Raw genomic sequence first — 17,019 nt, 5'->3', positions numbered from 1 at the left:
GACTGCGGTCAGTGGACGCGTCCGGGAGTGGCCAGCCGGTGGAGGGCGGCCAGCGGGATGGGCAGCCACCCGGGCCGGTGGCGGGCCTCGTAGACGGCTTCGTAGACGGCCTTCTCCGCCTCGTAGACACGGAGTTGGAGAGGCTGGCAGCGGGGGTCGGGGCCGCCGGCGTCGGCGTAGCCGGCGCAGAAGGCACGGCGGTTGCGGATCGCCCAGGCCCGGGCTCGGCGGGTGCGGCGCAGCCGGCCGGGGGCGTCGGCGGGGCCGGACGGCTCGCCGAGGAGGCCGGCCAGGGCGTGCTGGGCGGCGTAGTCGAAGGAGCGCAGCATGCCGGCGAGGTCGCGAGTCACGGGGTGGGGGCGCAGGCGGTCGCCGAGGGGGCGGTCGGGTTCGCCCTCGAAGTCGATGACCTTCCAGCCGTCCTCGGTGTGCAGGGTCTGTCCGAGGTGCAGGTCTCCGTGGCCGCGTTGGGCCGCCAGGCCGCGGGTGCGTGCCGCCTGGCGGGCGAAGTCGGCGTGCAGGGCGGCGAGCCGGCCGGTGAAGCGGTCGAGCTGCGGGACGTGCTCCGCGGCGGCGGTCAGTTCCGCGGTCATCTCCTCGGCCCGCTCGGTGGCGGCCGCGGCGGTCAGCCGGGTGGGCGGGAAGGCGGTGGCGAGGGCGCGGTGCAGTCCGGCGACGGCGGCGCCGAGCCGGCGCGCCTGAGCGGTGAACCCGCCGAACGGCGGCACGCCGCGGCAGGTGCCGTCGATGCAGGCGGCGGCCTGGCGGGTGGCGAGCTGCCAGCCGTCGGCGTCGGCGTCGAGATAGTCCTGGAGGATGCCCAGGACGGAGGGCTCCTCCCCCGGCACCCGGGCCTGGAGGCGCCCGGCCAGGGCGGGGGTGTGGGCGCAGCCGGCCGCGGTGAGCGCGGCGAGCGTGTCGGCTTCCGGGTGGGGGCCGGGCAGCGGGCTGCGCAGGAGCTTCAGCAGCAGCCGGTCGCCGTAGACGACGTTGGTGTTGCTCTGCTCGACGGCCATCACCCGGGAGGTGCGGGGTGCGTGCCGCGGGTCCGTTCCCGGTTCCGGGCTGAACAGCGGGCTGAGCAGGAGATGGCGGGTCAGTGCGGTGTCGGCCACCGCCTCGTACAGGTGGCGGCCCTTCCAGGGGCCCTGGTGGACGCGTCCGACGGCGGCTGCGGCGAGATGGTCCGGCAGCCTGTCGCGGACGCCGAGGAGCAGCTGGTAGCGGTGGTCGGGGCCGGCGGGCGCGTGCCGGACGTCGACGAGGAGGTGCACCAGGGCCGGGTCGCCGGCTGTCAGGACGGTGGTCAGGCGGGGCAGCGCGCGGTGCACGGGCCCGCGGTCGTGGGCGAACCAGCGGCGGGCGGTGAGCCAGGGCAGCGCGGCAGCGGTGAGCTGGTGCGGCAGGTCTCCGCCGACGGGGCCGGTGAGGACGGTGCGGGGTTGTTCGCGCAGGGGGACGGTCACGGCGTCCTCCTCACCGCGAGGATGTGGGCGGGGCGGTTGCCGGGTTCCAGCCGCACGTAGTTGTGGCGCTGCCACGGGTAGGTCTCGCCGGTCAGCTCGTCGTGGGCGAGGAACGTTTCCTCGGGGTCGAGCCCGAGGGCGTCCATGTCCAGGTGCACGGTGGTCTCCCGGGTGCGGTGCGGGTCGAGATTGACCACGACCACGACGGAGTCGCCGGCGGTGCGTTTGGAGTAGGCGAGGACGGCGTCGTCGTCGGTGGGATGGAAGTGCAGGGTGCGCAGGTGCCGGAGGGCGGGGTGGGCGCGGCGTACCGCGTTGAGGCGGGTGATGAGCGGGGCGAGGGACTCGCCGCGGGCCTCGGCCGCCGTCCAGTCCCGGGGGCGGAGCTGGTACTTCTCCGAGGCCGCGTACTCCTCCCGGCCCTCGCCGAGGGCGTCGTTCTCGCACAGTTCGTATCCGGCGTAGACGCCCCAGGACGGCGACAGGGTGGCGGCGAGGACGGCGCGCAGTTCGAAGGCCGGCCGGCCGCCGGTGCGCAGGTGGTGGGGCAGGATGTCGGGCGTGTTGACGAACAGGTTGGGCCGCAGGAAGTGCGCGGTGTCGCGGCTGAGTTCGGTGAGGTAGTCGACGAGTTCGTGCTTGCCGGTGCGCCAGGTGAAGTAGGTGTACGACTGGTGGAAGCCGACCTTCGCCAGGGCCCGCATCATCGGGGGGCGGGTGAACGCCTCGGCCAGGAAGAGCACGTCCGGGTCGGTGGCGGCGATCCGGCCGAGCACCGCCTCCCAGAAGGCGACGGGTTTGGTGTGGGGGTTGTCGACGCGGAAGATCCGCACTCCGCGGGCGGCCCACAGCCGGAGCAGCCGCACGGTCTCCTCGACGATGCCGTCGAAGTCGTCGTCGAAGTGGACGGGGTGGATGTCCTCGTACTTCTTCGGCGGGTTCTCGGCGCAGGCGATGGTGCCGTCCGGGCGGTGCCGGAACCAGCGTGGGCGGCTGGTGACCCAGGGGTGGTCGGGTGAGCACTGGAGGGCGAAGTCGAGGGCGACTTCGAGGCCGAGCCCGCGGGCCCGGTCGATGAACGCCTCGAAGTCGGCGACGGTGCCCAGGTCGGGGTGGACGGCCTCGTGGCCGCCGTCGGCGGAGCCGATCGCCCAGGGGGAGCCGACATCGTGCGGTCCTGCGGCGGGCCGGTTGTCCGGTCCCTTGCGGAAGGTGCGTCCGATCGGGTGGACGGGGGGCAGGTAGACCACGTCGAAGCCCATCGCGGCGATGGCGGGGAGCCGTTCGGCGGCGGTCGCGAAGGTGCCGCTCTCCGGGGGGCGGCCCGGCCGCAGCCGGGCGCCCTCGGAGCGGGGGAAGAACTCGTACCAGGAGCCGAACAGGGCCCGTTCGCGGTCGACCCGGAGCGGCAGCGGCTCGGTGGCGGTGAGCAGGTCGCGCAGCGGATGGGCGGCGGCGAGCCGGGTCACCTCGTCGTCGCGGGCCGCATCCAGGCGCCGGCCGGGTTCCGTGCCGGGGTCGCGCAGTGCGGCGGCGCGGCGGCGCAGCAGGTCGCGGCCGACGTCGTCCGGGAGGGCGGCGGCCGTCCGGTCGAGCAGGTCGGCGCCCTCCCGCAGGACGAGTTCCGTGTCGACGCCGGCCGGGATCTTCACGGCGGCCTGCCGCAGCCAGCCGGCCAGCGGGTCGTCCCACGCCTCGACGGTGAAGGTCCAGCGGCCGGGGGCGGGCGCCGTCACGGCGGCTTCCCAGCGGTCGGTGCCGGGGACGGTCTCCCGCATCGGGAACCGCCGTTCCGGTCCTCCGGCGGGGTCCCGCAGCACCACGCAGGCGCCGAGCACGTCGTGGCCCTCACGGAACACCGTCGCGGCGACGGTGAACTCCTCGCCGGGCACCGCCTTGGCGGGCAGCCGGCCGGCGGCCACGCAGGGGCCGACGTCCTCGATGGCGATGCGTCCGCTGACCGGGCGGGGGAAGCGGGGCGGGGGCGGCGCCGCGGTGGGCGCGGCCAGTGGTGACCGGGGAGCGGGGGCGATGGCTGACATCGTCGGTCCTTGTCACTGCGGGCTGGCGGAGGAGTAGTCCGAGCGCCCGCAGGACGGGCAGGGCGGGGCGACGCGGGCGGGGGCCGCCGGCATGGCGTGGGCGTGCACGACCGGGAGGGGTCTGGCGTGCGGGGGCGCCTGCGGGTCCGAGGGGATGGGGCCGGCGGTCAGTTCGGGTGGTCCGACGGGCAGTTGGACGGCGCCGTGGGCGGGCGGGTCCGATTGCCGGCCGTCGCGGTCGGGGTGCGCCGGTCCGGGGCCGGACTTGCGCGATCCGAGCACCTCGATCATGTAGAAGAGGATGAGCAGGGCGAAGCAGGTGAGGCTGGCCACCGCGCTGAGCAGGCCCACCAGGGTGGCTCCCAGGTAGAGGAAGGGGCCCATCGAGAAGTGGCGGCGGATCACGTCGGCTTCGGCCTCCGTGATCAGGTGCGACAGGTGGCGGTGGTCGCGGGAGGCGTACCACCAGATCGCGTTGAAGGGCAGTCCGCCGACGGTCAGCACCAGTCCGTAGAAGACGGCCGCGGTGCGGTCCCCGTGGCCGGTGGCGAGGCCCTCGGCGAGGACCGCGGTGGAGAACGGGATGAAGGCCACGCACATCAGCAGCAGCAGGTTGAGCACCAGGAGCACCCGGTCGACCCTGCGGATGCAGTGCATCATCGTGTGGTGGTTCATCCAGACGACGCCGATGATGAGGAAGCTGAAGAGGTAGGCGCCGTAGGACGGCCAGAGCGCCAGCAGCCCGTGCAGCATGGTGCCGTCCTCCGCCGAGGGCACCTTGATCTCCAGGATCAGCAGGGTGATCGCGATGGCGAACACCGCGTCGCTGAAGATCTCCAGGCGGAAGGTGCTGATCTCGGTGAGGTCGGCGGGTTCGGGCGGTCCGTGCTGGGCCTGTGTCGGCGTGTCGTGTTTCATGGTCGGTCTCCTAGGGATCGCTTCACCAGGGGATGAGGCGGCGTTCTCGGTAGAAGCCGCCGCCGGCGCCCGGCTCGGACGACAGGGCCAGCCAGGTGACGGTGTCGGCGCCGGCTTCGGCGCTCAGGGGGGCCTGGGCGCCGCCCATACGGGTGCGCACCCAGCCCGGGCACACGGCGTTGACCTGCACCGACGGCGGGACGGCGGCGTCGACCACCAGGGTCAGGGCGTTCAGCGCGGCCTTGGCGATGCCGTAGGCGGCCGGGCCGGGCGTCGAACGGGTCATCGCGCCGCCGGTGGAGGACACGTTGACGACGCGTCCCCAGCCGCGTTCGACCATGCCGGGGACGAAGGCCTGGCAGGTGCGGAAGGCTCCCATCAGGTGGACGTCGAGGGTCTGCCGCATCGTCTCCTCCGGTACGGAGAAGAACGGCGCCGTGGGGTAGGTCCCGGCGTTGTTGACCAGGATGTCCACACCGACGCCGTCGTCGGCGAGGCGGGCGGCGCACGCGGTGACGCTGTCGGCTTCGGTGACGTCGAGCCGCTCCACGCGCACGCTCAGTCCGGCGTCGGCGAGGGTGGCGGCGGCCTGCCGGCCGCGCGGGAGGTCGCGCGCCGTCAGTACGACGTCGACCCCCTGCGCGGCGAGCTGCCGGCACACGGCGAGCCCGATCCCCCGGTTGGCTCCAGTGATCAGCGCGGTGCGCTGCGGCGCGGTGGCCATGCTCAGGCGTCCTCCGAGCCGATCAGCCAGTGCTCGCGCACCGCCATGCGGTGGATCCAGCGGGGCTCGGTGAACGACTTCAGGTCTTCCTCGAAGGCCGCGAACTGCGGGCTCGTCACGGCCCGTTCGAGGGCGTTCTCGTCCTCGAACCAGAGCTGCCAGGCGGCGTCCAGGACCGGCTCGCCGATGGCGTAGCCGCCGTCGCGGACATGGCACTGCTGGAAGCGCTCCAGGCCGGGAACGCCCAGCGCGACCTTGGCGTGCTCGCCCAGGGCGCGCTCGCGGAAGTCCGCGACCGCGGTGCCGGCGGCCCGCTTGACCAGCAGCACCAGCTTGACGGGGTGCGGGCGGGCGGCCCCGGGGCCGGGCAGCACGGTGTGCGCCTCGGTGTCCAGCACGACGGTGCGCCAGAACGCGGCCCAGTTGGGCTCGTCGAGCCGGGCGCCCTGGAGGAACTCCGGCGACTGCAGCGAGGCGAGCTGCTCCTCGTCGTTGCGGAGCCAGATCTCGGCGATGCCGCTCCACAGCGGGTCGGCGGGCTCGGGGCCCAGCGGGATGCGGGTGTCGATGCAGTACTTGACGATCTGCGGGATCTTCATGGCGTAGTTCGGGCCGTGGACCTCCAGCCAGTAGCGGTGGAACTCCTCCTCGGTCATGCCGGGCCTGGGGTGGGCGAAGATCAGCTGATGGATCATGGCGGTGGCTCCCGTGGTCGTGGTCAGGCGGCCTGCGGCGCGGTGCGCGGGGCGCGTTCGGCGATCAGGTCGATGAGGGTCCGGGCGAACAGGTGGCAGTGGGCGCCGGTGCGGGCGGTCACCAGATCGGCGTCGATGACGACGTCCTGGTCGACGTAGATGCCGCCCATGTTCCGCAGGTCGCCCAGGAGGTTGTTGTGGACGACCGCGCGGCGGCCGCGGACCGCGTCGGGGATCGGTGCGGCCAGCCACATCCCGTGGCAGATGATCCCCTTGAGGATGCCCGGGTCGTCGAAGGCGCGGCCGAGGAAGGCGGTGGCCGGCGGCAGGACGGCGGCGTCCTCGGTGTACCGCAGCCGGTCGGCGACCATCCCGGAGGGCACGATGACGGCGGAGTACTCGCCGAGTGCGGCGTCGTCGAGGTCCTCGAAGCTGCGGGTGACCTCGAAGGGGAACTGGTGCTCGTGGCCGCTGAAGGTCTGGGCGCCGGCGCCCCACAGGCGGGTCAGGAAGTGGACCTCGGCTCCCTCCTCGGGGAAGCGCTGCTGGTAGTAGAGGATCTCGGGCTCGTAGTAGTCGCTCTCCATCAGGACGGCGATCTTGTGGCCGAGCAGTCGCACGGGACTCTCCTTTCGGGTCGCGGGTCAGCGCGGACGGGCGGTGACCAGGTCGACGAGGTACGGTCCGGGCTGGCTGAGCATCACCTCGACGGCGGCCGGCACCTGCTCGGCCTTCTCCACGCGCAGCGCCGGCACGCCCAGGGAGCGGGAGAGCTCGACGAAGCCGATCTCGGGCGTCAGGTCGAACAGGCCCGGGAAGTCGTGCTCGGGGATGTCCTCCTGGCGCCAGTACTGCGCGATGTTGTCCTTGAGCAGTTCGTATCCGCCGTTGTTGCAGACGACGAACTTGGCGCCGATGCGGTGGCGGGCCGCGGTCCACAGCGCCTGGACGGTGTACATGCTGCCGCCGTCGCCGGTGAAGCCGACGACCTCCTTGTCGGGGTGGGCGAGTTTGGCTCCGACGGCGCCCGGGATGCCGACGCCGAGGGAGCCGCCGCGGGTCTGGAACCACCGGCCGGGCCGGTTGGCGCGCAGGTGGCGGAAGATGTCCGGCGACGAGGTGAGGGCCTCGTCGAAGAGCAGGGCGTCCTCGGGCAGCCTGAGGGCGAGTTCGGCGGCGAACACCGACGCGGGCATCGGCGTGTCGGCGGCCCGGGCCTCGTCGAGGGCGCGTTCCGCCTCCAGCCGTGCGCGGGACCGGGAGGCGAGGGCGCGGACCCGGTCGGCGGCGGCCTGCCGCGCGGCGGGCGGCCGGCGGTCGCGCAGGGCGCGGGTGATCAGCGGCAGGGTGGACCGGGGGTCGGCGGCGATGCCCAGGTCCACGGGGAAGTTCTTGGCGATGGCGCCGCTGTCGAGGTCCACGTGGACGACCGGGGTGCCGGGCTGGAAGATCTCGTCGAGTGCCGGGTACACCTCGGGCAGCAGATAGGTGCCGACCACGAGGACGCCGTCGGCCTCCCGGGTGACCTGTGCGCTGCTCTCGCCGAACATGTGGCCGAGCTGACCGCCGTAGCAGGGGTGGTCGACGGGCAGGTTGACCTCGGCCCAGTCGGCGCCCCGGACTTCGGCCCCCCACTCCTCGGCCAGCGCGCCGAGTTCCTCCTGGGCACCGGAGAAGTGCACGCCGTCGCCTGCCACGATCAGCGGGCGGCGGGCGCCGGCGAGGAGTTCCGCGGCCCGGGTGACGGTCGCGGCGTCGGGGGCGACCGTGGTGACCGGGACGGAGGTGGCCGCGACCGGTTCGGCGGTGGGCCGGTCCATCACGTCGGCGGGCAGCACGACCAGGACCGGCCCGTACGGCGGGGTGGCGGCCACCTTGTAGGCGCGGCGCAGGGTGCGCAGGGTGGAGCCGGGGTCCACCACCCGGGTCGCCCACTTGGTGACCGGCCGGGCCATGCCGACCAGGTCGGCGGCCATCTGGGCGTCCATGCTCTCGTACTTCACGCCCGCCTCGCCGACCAGGACGACCAGCGGGGCGTGGCCGCGCATCGCCTGGTAGAGCATGCCGATGCCGTTGCCCAGGCCGACGCCGCTGTGCAGCTGGACCACGGCGGGGTTGCGGGTGGCTCGGGCGTGGCCGTCGGCGATGCCGACCGCGACCGCTTCCTGCAGCGTGAGGACGTACTCGATGTCGGGGAACCGGCGCAGTTCGTCGAGGAACCCCTGCTCCACCGTCCCCGGGTTGCCGAACATGTGGCGGACGCCGTCCGCCCGGAGCTGCTCGAGCAGCGCGATCCTGGCAGGTCTGCTGTGCATGTTGGGGCCGCCTTTCGTCGGGTGTGCCGACCGCCGGGGGCGGGCCGGTCGCGGGGTGGTGGCCGGACGGGGTGGCAGATGGGGGACCTGGCGGGGTGTCCGGTGGTGGCCGGGCGGAGTGACCGGGGGTGGCCGGGCGGGGTGACCGGGGGTGGCCGGGCGGGCAGTCGCGGGACGGGGAACCGGGGCCCCGCCCGGCCGCTGACGGGGTGCGCGGCGTCAGGCGGCGAAGCCCCACCGGCGCAGTCCCTGCTCCAGCACCTCGACGACCTTCTGGCCGGTGAGGTAGGAGTCCGGGGTGGACCGGCCGGTGATGAAGGGGTAGTCGACGATGACCGACGTCTCCTTGCCGAAGTTGCCGATGTAGGCGCCGTCGGGGCCGGTGGCGTCGCGCAGGATGTACTCCAGCGGGTACGGGGGCGGGCCGATGACGAAGTCGGTGCCGAGGAATCCCGTGCCGTCCTTGTAGTCGTACTCGATGCAGTGCCCGGTGACGCGCTTGCCGCGGATGATGCTGGTGCGGGCGTCCTGGTCGCGGGCGAAGGCGAGGGCGGCGACGCCGTAGCACTCGGCGGCGATCGGAAGGTCCAGGCGGTGGAAGGCGAGTATCAGGTCGTGGACGCGCTGGTTGTTGGCGAGGTCGACGATGGGGCCGCTGCCGCCGACGATGAGCAGTGCGTCGTACTGGTCGGCGACCTCCTCGGCCACCCTCTCCAGGCGGGAGTTGTAGGCCTCGAAGGTGCGCAGGAAGTTGCTGTCGCTGCGGTAGGGGCGTTCGGGCAGCCAGGCGGAGAGGTCCAGGGGGCTGTCGAGGCGGCTGGAGCTGTCCAGGGCGCGGACCTTGACGGCCGTCTCGGGGCTGGTGACGGACCGGCCGAGCGGCGGGTCGATGTAGTGCGGGTCCATGCTCGGCGGCAGCGCCTGGGCGCGTTTGCCGGTCGGGGTGGCGAAGGTGACCTGGTAGCCGGCCTTCTCGAAGGTCTCCAGGGGGCCGACGAGTTCCTCGCCCCAGTAGCCGTACTCGGACAGGACGATGAGGATGCGCTTGCTCATGGCGGATGTTCCCTTCCCGGGGCTTCAGACCTGGTAGCGCTTCTTGACGTCGTCGGCGAAGCCGAGGTAGTCGCGCAGCGGCCAGACCTCCTCGAACTCCAGGTACTCGCGCATCGGGAGCCGGCCCAGCGCGGTGCGGTCGAGTTCCTCGGCGTCCGGGGAGTCGATGATGGCGATGACGCGCTTCTGGGCGGCGACCTTCCAGATGCCGACGCAGAACCCGGAGTCGACGGTCTCGGCGGCGTGCTCGGCCTCCTCCTGCTCGATCTCCCAGAGTTCGTCGAGCGAGATGCGGCCCTCGTGGTTCCACTTCATCTGGACGTAGAAGAGCATCGGTGTCTCCTTGTCGGGTGGTGGTGCCGGGCGTGGTGCGGACGGTCGGGGCGGCGGTCGGGGCCGGTCCGGAGGCCACGGGGCGGGGCCCGCAGGACCGGCGAGCCGCGGGGGGTCAGGCGGCGCGCAGTCGGTCGCAGAGGGGGTGGCCGGCGCCGAAGACGTCCTCGGCGATGTCCAGGGGGATCCTGGCGTCGTGGCCGCGGACGTCGGTGCGGGCGCCGGCGTCCAGGAGCAGGCGCGCGCAGTCCTCGTAGCCGTGCCACAGGGCGTCGTGCAGCGGGGTGTAGCCGTTGGTGGCGCCCTGGAAGTCGAGGTCGACTCCGGGGTGCGCGACCAGTAGCGCGGTGATGGCGGCGTGGCCGTTGTAGACGGCCTTGTGCAGCGGGACGGCGCCGAAGCAGGGTTCGACGGCGTTGACGTCGGCGCCGGCCTGCAGCAGCGGGCCGACCAGGTCGGTGTGCCCGTCGCGGCAGGCCACGTGCAGCGGGGTGTGGCCGTCGTTGAACCCCCCGATGTGCGGGAAGGTCTCGTCGACGTCGGCGCCCTCGGCGAGGAGTTCCTTGACGGCGACCTCGTCGCCCTCGGTCACGGCGGCCATCAGCCGCTGGCCGGCGGCCGCGGCGGCGTCGCGGGCGCGGCGATCCCGGAGCAGCCGCTCGGAGCGCAGCAGCAGGTCCTTGCCGCGGGTGTTGACGTTGAGCTCGTAGTCGAAGTGCTCCTGGAGGCTGAACCCGTAGTGCGTGCGCATCTCCAGGCCGGCGCCGTGGGCGAGCAGGTACTCCACCAGGTCGGGGAACTTGTACCAGAGGGCGTCCATCAGGGGGGTGTGGCCGGTGGTGGGGGTGACGGCGTCGACGAAGGCACCGGCCTCGACCAGGGCGCGGGCCACCGGGAGGCTGCCGGCCTGGACGGCCTTGTGCAGGGCGGTGGCGCCGCCGCGCGGATCGACGGTGTAGGGGTCGGCGCCGGCGTCCAGCAGCAGGCGGACCACATCGGTGTGTCCGGCGCCGGAGGCGAGGTGCAGCGGGGTGAGGCCGCTGCCGGGGGCGCGCCGGTCGACGTCGGCGCCCGCGGCGACCGCGGCCGACGCGAGCTCCGCGTCGCCGGTGCGCACGGCCTCGTCGAGGCGCTGCTGCCGGTCGGCGTGGAAGGCGGCGATCTCGCCGTTGGGGTCGAAGTAGACCTTCCAGTGCTTGATCCGGCCGTCGTTGTCGACGGTCAGGCGGTGGGCGTCCTCGATCTCGAAGCGCTGCCCGGTGCGGGTGTGGGCGCCGAGGGTGTAGACGACGGCGTAGGCGGTGTCGCCCTCGGCGCGCAGGTCGCGGACTCCGTAGTCGATGACCTCGGTGGTCTCGCCGCGGATCGCGAAGGCGCGGGCGACCGCCTCGCACCCCTCGTGGCGGCCGAGATAGGGGATGGCCTGGTTCCATTCGTCCTGGGGCAGTTCGAACAGGACGTCGTCGGCGAGGGTGGCGAAGACGGCGTCCATGTCGCCGCGGCTGAGGGCGTCGAACCAGTCGGCCACGATCTGATGGGTGCGGCTGCTGTCCATGAGCGCGGGCTCCTTCTCGGGATTCGGTGGCCGGGTGCTCGGCGGCCGGATGCTCGGTGGCGGGGCGCGGTGTCGGAGATGCTCGCTGCGGGCGGGAGCGCGGTGTCGGGTGCGCGGCCCGCGTGGGGTGGGCGGTTCCCCGGCGGGGGCGGGGCGGGCGCCTGCGGGTCAGGCTTCGGTACCGGCTTCGGTACCGGCTTCGGTACCGGCTTCGGCGGGCGGGATCACGAACGCGTCGGTGGCCAGCAGGTCGGCGGCGATGTCGGGACGGGCGTCCCCGACGATCACGAAGGCGGCCTCCAGGCCGAGTTTGGCGCGCTGGAAGAGCAGTTCGTTGATGGCGGGCCGGCACATCTCGGTGACCTCGCCGAGGTCGAACTCGACCCGGCCGGGCATCCCGGTCAGCACCTCGGCGACCCCCCGGCGGAACTTCTCCAGCTCGTGGTGGTCGATGGTGCCGGTGAACCGGATGCGGGCGGTCTCGCCGTCGGACTCGCTGCGGATGCGCAGCCGCATCTCGGCCGGGGCGATCTCCGCCCGGACCCGGACCGGCCGGGCTCCGGGCGGCAGTGTCACGGTGAGCCGCTTGGCGTCGAAGTCGTGGTGGGGCACGTCGTCGACCCAGACCCGGTCGAGCACCATGGTGCCGGCGGGCAGCAGGTCGGGGGCGACCCGCAGGACGCGTCCGGGCAGTGCGTCGGGCACCGGGAGGAAGTGCAGGGTGAGGGGTTCGGAGGTGAGGAGCAGCCCGGTGTAGGTGGCGGCCAGGTAGCACAGCTCGAGGGAGTGGTAGCCGGACATCGAGTGGCTGCCCTTGAGGCGTTCGGTGCCCAGCAGGTACGGGATTCCGTTGGCGAGGACGTTGAAGTAGACGCCGCCGTCGTCGTAGTCGAGGAAGTTGGCGTTGTAGAAGGACGCGGCCTCGCGGGCGTGCCTGCGGTGCTCGGGGTCGCCGGTGACACCGGCCAGGATCAGGTAGGCGAGGATCGACTGCTCCTGCTGCCACCAGGCCTTGCGGTCGTGCCAGACCAGGCGGTGGGCGCCGGAGGCGTCCGGGGTGCGTTCGACCACGTCGTACCAGCCGCCGCGCTGCTGGTCGCTGCCGACTGCGGGCATGGTCTGGGCGATCCGCTCGGCAAGGGCGGAGTACTCGGGCTTGTCGGCGAGGGCGCGGATCCGGGTGAGGTTCCAGGCGATCTTGAGGTTGTGGCCGACGACGGCGCGGTTCTGCTGCCAGCCCCAGGTGCGGTCGGCGCTCCAGTCCTCGTGGAAGCGCTCCTGGACGAAGGGGCTGCGGGGCTCGTCGGGGAAGTGCCGCGTGATGGTGTCGGCGGTCTCCTCCAGCAGCTCGGCGAAGTCCGGTCGGCCGGTGGCGAGATAGGCGTTGATCAGGTAGGCGGGTGCGTGGTCGCCGACCGAGTTCCAGTTCTTGCGCGACCGGTTGCGCGCCAGGGAGTCGGCCCGCGGGTCCATGGTGATGGGGTCGAGGTGGGAGAAGAAGCCGCCCTGCCGTTCGTCCCGGAAGAAGCGCTGGAACAGGGTGACCGTGCGGTCGATGTCGGCGAGGATCTCGGGGTCGCCGGTGATCCGGTAGGTCTGGGTGGGGCCGGCGAGCGCGTAGATCTGCTCGTACATCGGGATGGCGTCGAAGTCGTCGCCGAACTCCGAGGCGTAGACCTTGCGCTGGCCGGTGGGGGTGATGTCGATGCCGTGGTACCAGTAGGCCACGCCCTGCCGGTCGTCGAGTACCCGCATGTGCTCGCGCAGGTAGGCGGAGCCGGAGCGGGCGGCCTCCAGGAAGCGTTCGATGCCGGTCAGCATGTAGGCGGTGGCCAGGCCGTACACCAGTCGGGAGATGGTGTCGGTCTCCTGGCGGACGTCCTGCCCGGTGTCCGGCAGGTGGGTGCCGGAGAGGGTGACGTGGGTACGGAAGTTGCGCCAGTCGTACACCCCGTCGGGGAAGTGGGCCCGCAGGTAGAAGTCGGCGATCTCGGCGGCCTGGCGCACCCACCAGCCGGGCTGCTCGAAGACGTAGGCGCCGCGGGACTCCTCGGGGAAGGTGATGGTGTGGGCCTCCACCCACTGGCCGTCCTCCTGCTGGTGGAAGAGACCGTAGACCTGGACGTAGCGGCCTTCGGCGAGCATGTCGCGGGTGGTTGCGGTGGTGTCCCGGCGTGGCTCGCCCAGATTGCGCACGATCTGCGAACTGACCAGTGAGCCGAGGCGGATGGTGACCTCGCGGTCGTCCGAGGTGCGCAGGCCGAACCGGGAGCGGGTGGGCTCGTAGACGGTGACGTATCCGGCGATGCTGTCGGAGTACGTGCGACGGGTGTCGGGGTCTGCGGTCATCGGATCGGGTCTCCGTGGTCGGGCAGCACTGCGGCAGCGCTGCGGCGGGCGGATGTCGTGCCGGGTGGATGCGCGCGGGCGGGAGGCGTGCCGGTGGGTGCGGGCCGGTCTGCGGATGTGCGGGGGCGGGGGGTGTGCGGGGGGATGCGGGGTGTGCTGTGCGGTGTGTCGGTCAGGCGGCCGTCAGGGCCGGGTCGTAGTCGAGGGCCGCGAAGGCGTGGTCCCAGGCGGGGGTGCGGGTCTCGGCGGGCTGCAGCGGGCCGCCGGAGCGGTTGAAGAGCTCGAAGGTCAGTCCGCGTGCTGCGGGGCAGTACAGGGCCTGCAGGCAGGCCTGGGCGAGGTCGCCGCGGGCGACGACCCCGGTCTGGGTGTCGCCCTGGCTCAGGATGACGCCCTGGGAGCCGGCGGGCTCGTCGGTGAGCCAGCCGGGGCGGACCACGGTGTAGGGCAGCCCTGAGGTGCGTACCGCCTCCTCCCCCGCGTACCGCCAGTCCATCAGCCTGCCGTAGGCGTTGAGCGGGTGTGCGGAGTGGGTGGCGTGGATCTGGCTCACCAGGACGACGTGCGGCCGCTCCCCCGCCGCGGTGGCGGCGGCGAGGACGTGGCGCACGCCCTGGCTCATGGTCGTCTCGGGTCGGTCGCGTCCCTCGTTGTCGGTACCCGGTTCGACGCAGTACACGAGGGCTGAGCAGCCGTGCAGGGGACGGCGGAGGGACTCGGCGAGGCGGACGTCGGTGGGGTGGTGCTCGGCGCCCGGCGGCAGGGATCGCGGGCCGGGGGATCTTCGGCTCAGGACCCGGACCTGCTCGCCGTGCGAGAGCAGGTCCCGCACGATGAGCCGGCCGGTGCGGCCGGTGCCTCCGATCACGGCAACGGGGTGGTCCATCGGTGACTCCTCAGCTCGGGGGAAGCGTGCACGCTGAGCGGGAGGGCGCGTTGCGGGAAGCGGCGGCCCCTCAGGCCGCCCAGCGCAGGACGTCGTCGGGGGACGTGAAGCGGGTGCCCCGGGGGATCTCCGGCAGCCGGGGGATCTCCAGCCTGGGGTAGACCTGGACTCCCGACAGGGCGCTGCCGGGCGAGAGCTGTGCGCCGTCGCCGACGGCGGAATAGCGCTCCAGGAGGACCGGTGCGGCCCGCCGGGAACGGATCTCGGTCATCGGCCCGACGTAGGAGTCGGCGATGCGGGCATGGGCGCCGACGATCGCGGCGTCGCCGCAGTAGCTGCCGGTGACCTGGACGCCCTCGCGCAGGTCGGCGCCGTCGCCGATGTCGGCGTACTCCAGCCGCACGTCGGGGCCGATGGTGACGTGGCGTCCGATCCGCACGCCCTCACCGACGACGACCCGCCCGCGGTCCATCTTCTCGGCGAGCGTGGTGCCGGTGAGGTCGTCCCGGGTGGCGAGGGTGCTTTCGTGGATCCAGTGGCGGGGGCTGAGGCTTCGCGGCGGCGGCATCAGCCGGTTCATCTGCGGATACCCACCGGACAGCACGTCGCGCAGGGTTTCCAGGTAGTCCTGTACGTTGCCCAGGTCGCCCAGTGCGGCGATGGGCTGGGCGGCAACCGGCAGGCCGTGCCGCACCAGCCACGGCAGCAGGTCCCCACCCCAGTCGAGGCGCTGCTGGGCGAGCCGCTTCAGCTCGGTCCGGCGGGTCACCTCGCGCAGTCTGCGGCAGTCGACGAGGTACATGCCGGCGTTGGTGGGGATGGGAATGCTGCCGTCGACGACGCCGGGCGGGAAGGATGCGGCGATCTGCTCCGCGTCGGGCTTCTCCACGAAGCCCCTCACCAGTCCGCCGGTGGCGAGCATCGCCCCGTACTTGCCGGCGACGTCGGCGCAGCCGCGTTCGACCGAGGCGACCGTCACGACCGCGCCGGTGCGCCGCTGCGCGGCGAGCAGGTTCTCGAGGGAGAACTCGAAGACGGAGTCGACGGGCAGCACCAGGGCGGGACCGGTCAGGTCCCACTGCTCCAGGTTGTGCAGGGTGGCGGCGCCGGAACCTACGTTGTAGCGGTCCAGAGCGGGACGTGAGTAGCGCACCTCGACGCCGTACCGCTCGCCGTGTTCCAGGAGCGACTTGATCTGGCTGCGGTTCTCCTGCCCCTGGGCCACCACGTGGAAGCGCCGGATTCCCTGGGCTCGGCAGGCCTGCACCACCCATTCGATGAGTGGGCGTCCGGCGAAGGGGATCAGCGCCTTGCTGCGAATGTAGTCGGCCGATTCCAGAGTGATCGGCTTCGCGCGTTCCCCTCGGCCGCCGGCCAGGATGATCGCTACCGGTTCCTGCTCGCTTCCACTCACCGCACTACCCCCAAAGAGCCCGTGACGACTCCACAGATATAACTGAATCCAGTCATGGAATGTCAAGCACTGAGTCATATCTATGGCCAAGGCCGTGTGGCTCCAGAAGGGGCGACGGGGCACATCGACCCTCGAACGCACCTCGCCAAGTGGGTGGCGACCTGCCCTTTCGGCGAACCTCCACCCTCCGCGAGGGGGTCACCGAGTCGCCGGACGAGTCATCGTCAGTCAGTCAACTGAATGACTCCAACCGGGCCGGCATGACCAACCGATCGACCTGAGCGCCGTTCGACGCACCGCGGCGATCCGCCCGCGCCGGCACGAGGGCGCGGGGCGCCGCCGCGGCCCTCGTCGTCGCGTGCGCGGGGCCCGGCCCCGCCCCGGCGGAGGCCGACGCACGGCGCACGGACGCACGGCGCACGGACGCACGGACGCACGGACGCACGGACGCACGGACGCACGGACGCACGGTCCATGCGGAGACCGCCGGGCGGCAGCGGGACGGATGATCAGCAGCGGCCTCCGGCCGCCCGACCGACCGAGGGGGCGGTGGACTGCGAGCCGAAGGTGAGCTCGGCCCTGGCCTGGGGAGTGGCGACGGCGGGCAGCAGGTAGCGCCACATCGAGACCAGGCGCTCCGGCAGGTCGGCGCGTCCGCTGGAGGCGTTGGAGTACAACTGGGTCCCCGTGTAGGCGCTGACGAGGACGTTGGCGAACTCCCAGAGGTCCAGGTCGGGCAGCAGTTCGCCGCGCCCCTCGGCGGCGACGAGCTGGCCGTGGAAGCGCTCCGCCCACTCGCGGTAGGCGGTGTCGTCGTTCGGCCCGAACTCGCCCTGCTCGACGGCGAGCCGCACGCCGGCGCGGAACAGCACGTTGGTGCGCAGCTCGGCGGCGATCTGGAAGGACATGTCCACCAGCCGCTGCAGCCCGTCGGGGCCGTCGGGCAGGCTCACCGCCTGCTGCTGGCTGGTCATCACCGCCTGCGCCAGCGCCTCCTTGGACTTGAAGTGGAAATACATGCCGCCCTGGGTGACACCCGCGCGATTCATGATCTTACTGATGCTCGCACCGCTGTAGCCGCTCTCGTCGATCACCTCCGCCGCGGCCACGAGGATGGCCTTGCGGGTCCGCAACGCCCGTTCCTGCTTCGGCTCCGACACTGCCGCCCCTAGCTACTCGACAAACAAAACGAACACCCTTTACTTTACCTGTGGCTCCTCGGCTCAGACCAGGAGCAGCACTGCACCGGGGTTTGGGGGAGACAACAGT

14 protein-coding genes are annotated in these 17,019 nt (G+C 72.6%); all 14 read right to left on the bottom strand.

The annotated features are described in order from the left end of the window. Positions 1-8: 8 nt before the first annotated feature. The 14 genes from ACL02U_RS07335 to ACL02U_RS07270 all read right to left on the bottom strand — a co-directional run bounded on the left by ACL02U_RS07335 (position 9) and on the right by ACL02U_RS07270 (position 16,910). Complete coding sequence (locus ACL02U_RS07335; protein ID WP_412789840.1) at positions 9-1,466, bottom strand: maltokinase N-terminal cap-like domain-containing protein; 1,458 nt, start codon at positions 1,464-1,466, stop codon at positions 9-11. After that, the gene (locus ACL02U_RS07330) at positions 1,463-3,508 is read right to left on the bottom strand and encodes an alpha-1,4-glucan--maltose-1-phosphate maltosyltransferase (RefSeq protein WP_412789839.1); all 2,046 of its coding nucleotides are present in this window, start codon (positions 3,506-3,508) and stop codon (positions 1,463-1,465) included. Before ACL02U_RS07330 ends, ACL02U_RS07335 begins: the two co-directional genes overlap by 4 nt. Positions 3,509-3,520: 12 nt before the next feature. After that, on the bottom strand, positions 3,521-4,426 hold the full coding sequence (locus tag ACL02U_RS07325; protein WP_412789838.1) for a TMEM175 family protein: 906 nt from the start codon (positions 4,424-4,426) through the stop codon (positions 3,521-3,523). Between the two features lie 22 nt (positions 4,427-4,448). Continuing rightward, on the bottom strand, positions 4,449-5,150 hold the full coding sequence (locus tag ACL02U_RS07320) for an SDR family NAD(P)-dependent oxidoreductase (protein ID WP_412789837.1): 702 nt from the start codon (positions 5,148-5,150) through the stop codon (positions 4,449-4,451). Between the two features lie 2 nt (positions 5,151-5,152). Next, positions 5,153-5,845, bottom strand: coding sequence for an EthD domain-containing protein (locus ACL02U_RS07315; RefSeq protein ID WP_412789836.1), 693 nt, complete (start codon positions 5,843-5,845; stop codon positions 5,153-5,155). A gap of 23 nt (positions 5,846-5,868) precedes the next feature. Then, positions 5,869-6,465: a DJ-1/PfpI family protein gene (locus tag ACL02U_RS07310; RefSeq protein WP_412789835.1), complete on the bottom strand. Its 597-nt coding sequence runs from the start codon at positions 6,463-6,465 to the stop codon at positions 5,869-5,871. Positions 6,466-6,489: 24 nt separating this feature from the next. Continuing rightward, the gene (locus ACL02U_RS07305) at positions 6,490-8,160 is read right to left on the bottom strand and encodes a thiamine pyrophosphate-binding protein (protein ID WP_412789834.1); all 1,671 of its coding nucleotides are present in this window, start codon (positions 8,158-8,160) and stop codon (positions 6,490-6,492) included. Positions 8,161-8,379: 219 nt separating this feature from the next. Then, the gene (locus ACL02U_RS07300) at positions 8,380-9,213 is read right to left on the bottom strand and encodes a type 1 glutamine amidotransferase domain-containing protein (protein WP_412789833.1); all 834 of its coding nucleotides are present in this window, start codon (positions 9,211-9,213) and stop codon (positions 8,380-8,382) included. A gap of 24 nt (positions 9,214-9,237) precedes the next feature. Continuing rightward, a complete protein-coding gene (locus ACL02U_RS07295; RefSeq protein WP_412789832.1) occupies positions 9,238-9,546 on the bottom strand; it encodes a muconolactone Delta-isomerase family protein in 309 nt (102 codons plus the stop codon). 115 nt (positions 9,547-9,661) lie between these two features. Further along, positions 9,662-11,101 carry an ankyrin repeat domain-containing protein gene (locus ACL02U_RS07290; protein ID WP_412789831.1) on the bottom strand — a complete coding sequence of 480 codons (1,440 nt, stop codon included), beginning with the start codon at positions 11,099-11,101 and terminating at the stop codon, positions 9,662-9,664. A 168-nt stretch (positions 11,102-11,269) separates the two neighbouring features. Beyond that, a complete protein-coding gene (locus ACL02U_RS07285) occupies positions 11,270-13,450 on the bottom strand; it encodes an AGE family epimerase/isomerase (protein ID WP_412789830.1) in 2,181 nt (726 codons plus the stop codon). A gap of 172 nt (positions 13,451-13,622) precedes the next feature. Beyond that, the gene (locus tag ACL02U_RS07280; RefSeq protein WP_412789829.1) at positions 13,623-14,336 is read right to left on the bottom strand and encodes an SDR family oxidoreductase; all 714 of its coding nucleotides are present in this window, start codon (positions 14,334-14,336) and stop codon (positions 13,623-13,625) included. Between the two features lie 70 nt (positions 14,337-14,406). Further along, positions 14,407-15,750, bottom strand: coding sequence for a sugar phosphate nucleotidyltransferase (locus ACL02U_RS07275; protein ID WP_412789828.1), 1,344 nt, complete (start codon positions 15,748-15,750; stop codon positions 14,407-14,409). A 509-nt stretch (positions 15,751-16,259) separates the two neighbouring features. Further along, positions 16,260-16,910, bottom strand: coding sequence for a ScbR family autoregulator-binding transcription factor (locus ACL02U_RS07270; protein ID WP_412789827.1), 651 nt, complete (start codon positions 16,908-16,910; stop codon positions 16,260-16,262). Between the last annotated feature and the right edge of the window lie 109 nt (positions 16,911-17,019).

The organism is Streptomyces sp. MS06 (genome assembly GCF_047200655.1).
Lineage (GTDB): Bacteria > Actinomycetota > Actinomycetes > Streptomycetales > Streptomycetaceae > Streptomyces.
The sequence above is the reverse complement of the archived record's forward strand: the minus strand, read 5'-3'. Positions and strand labels throughout refer to the sequence as shown.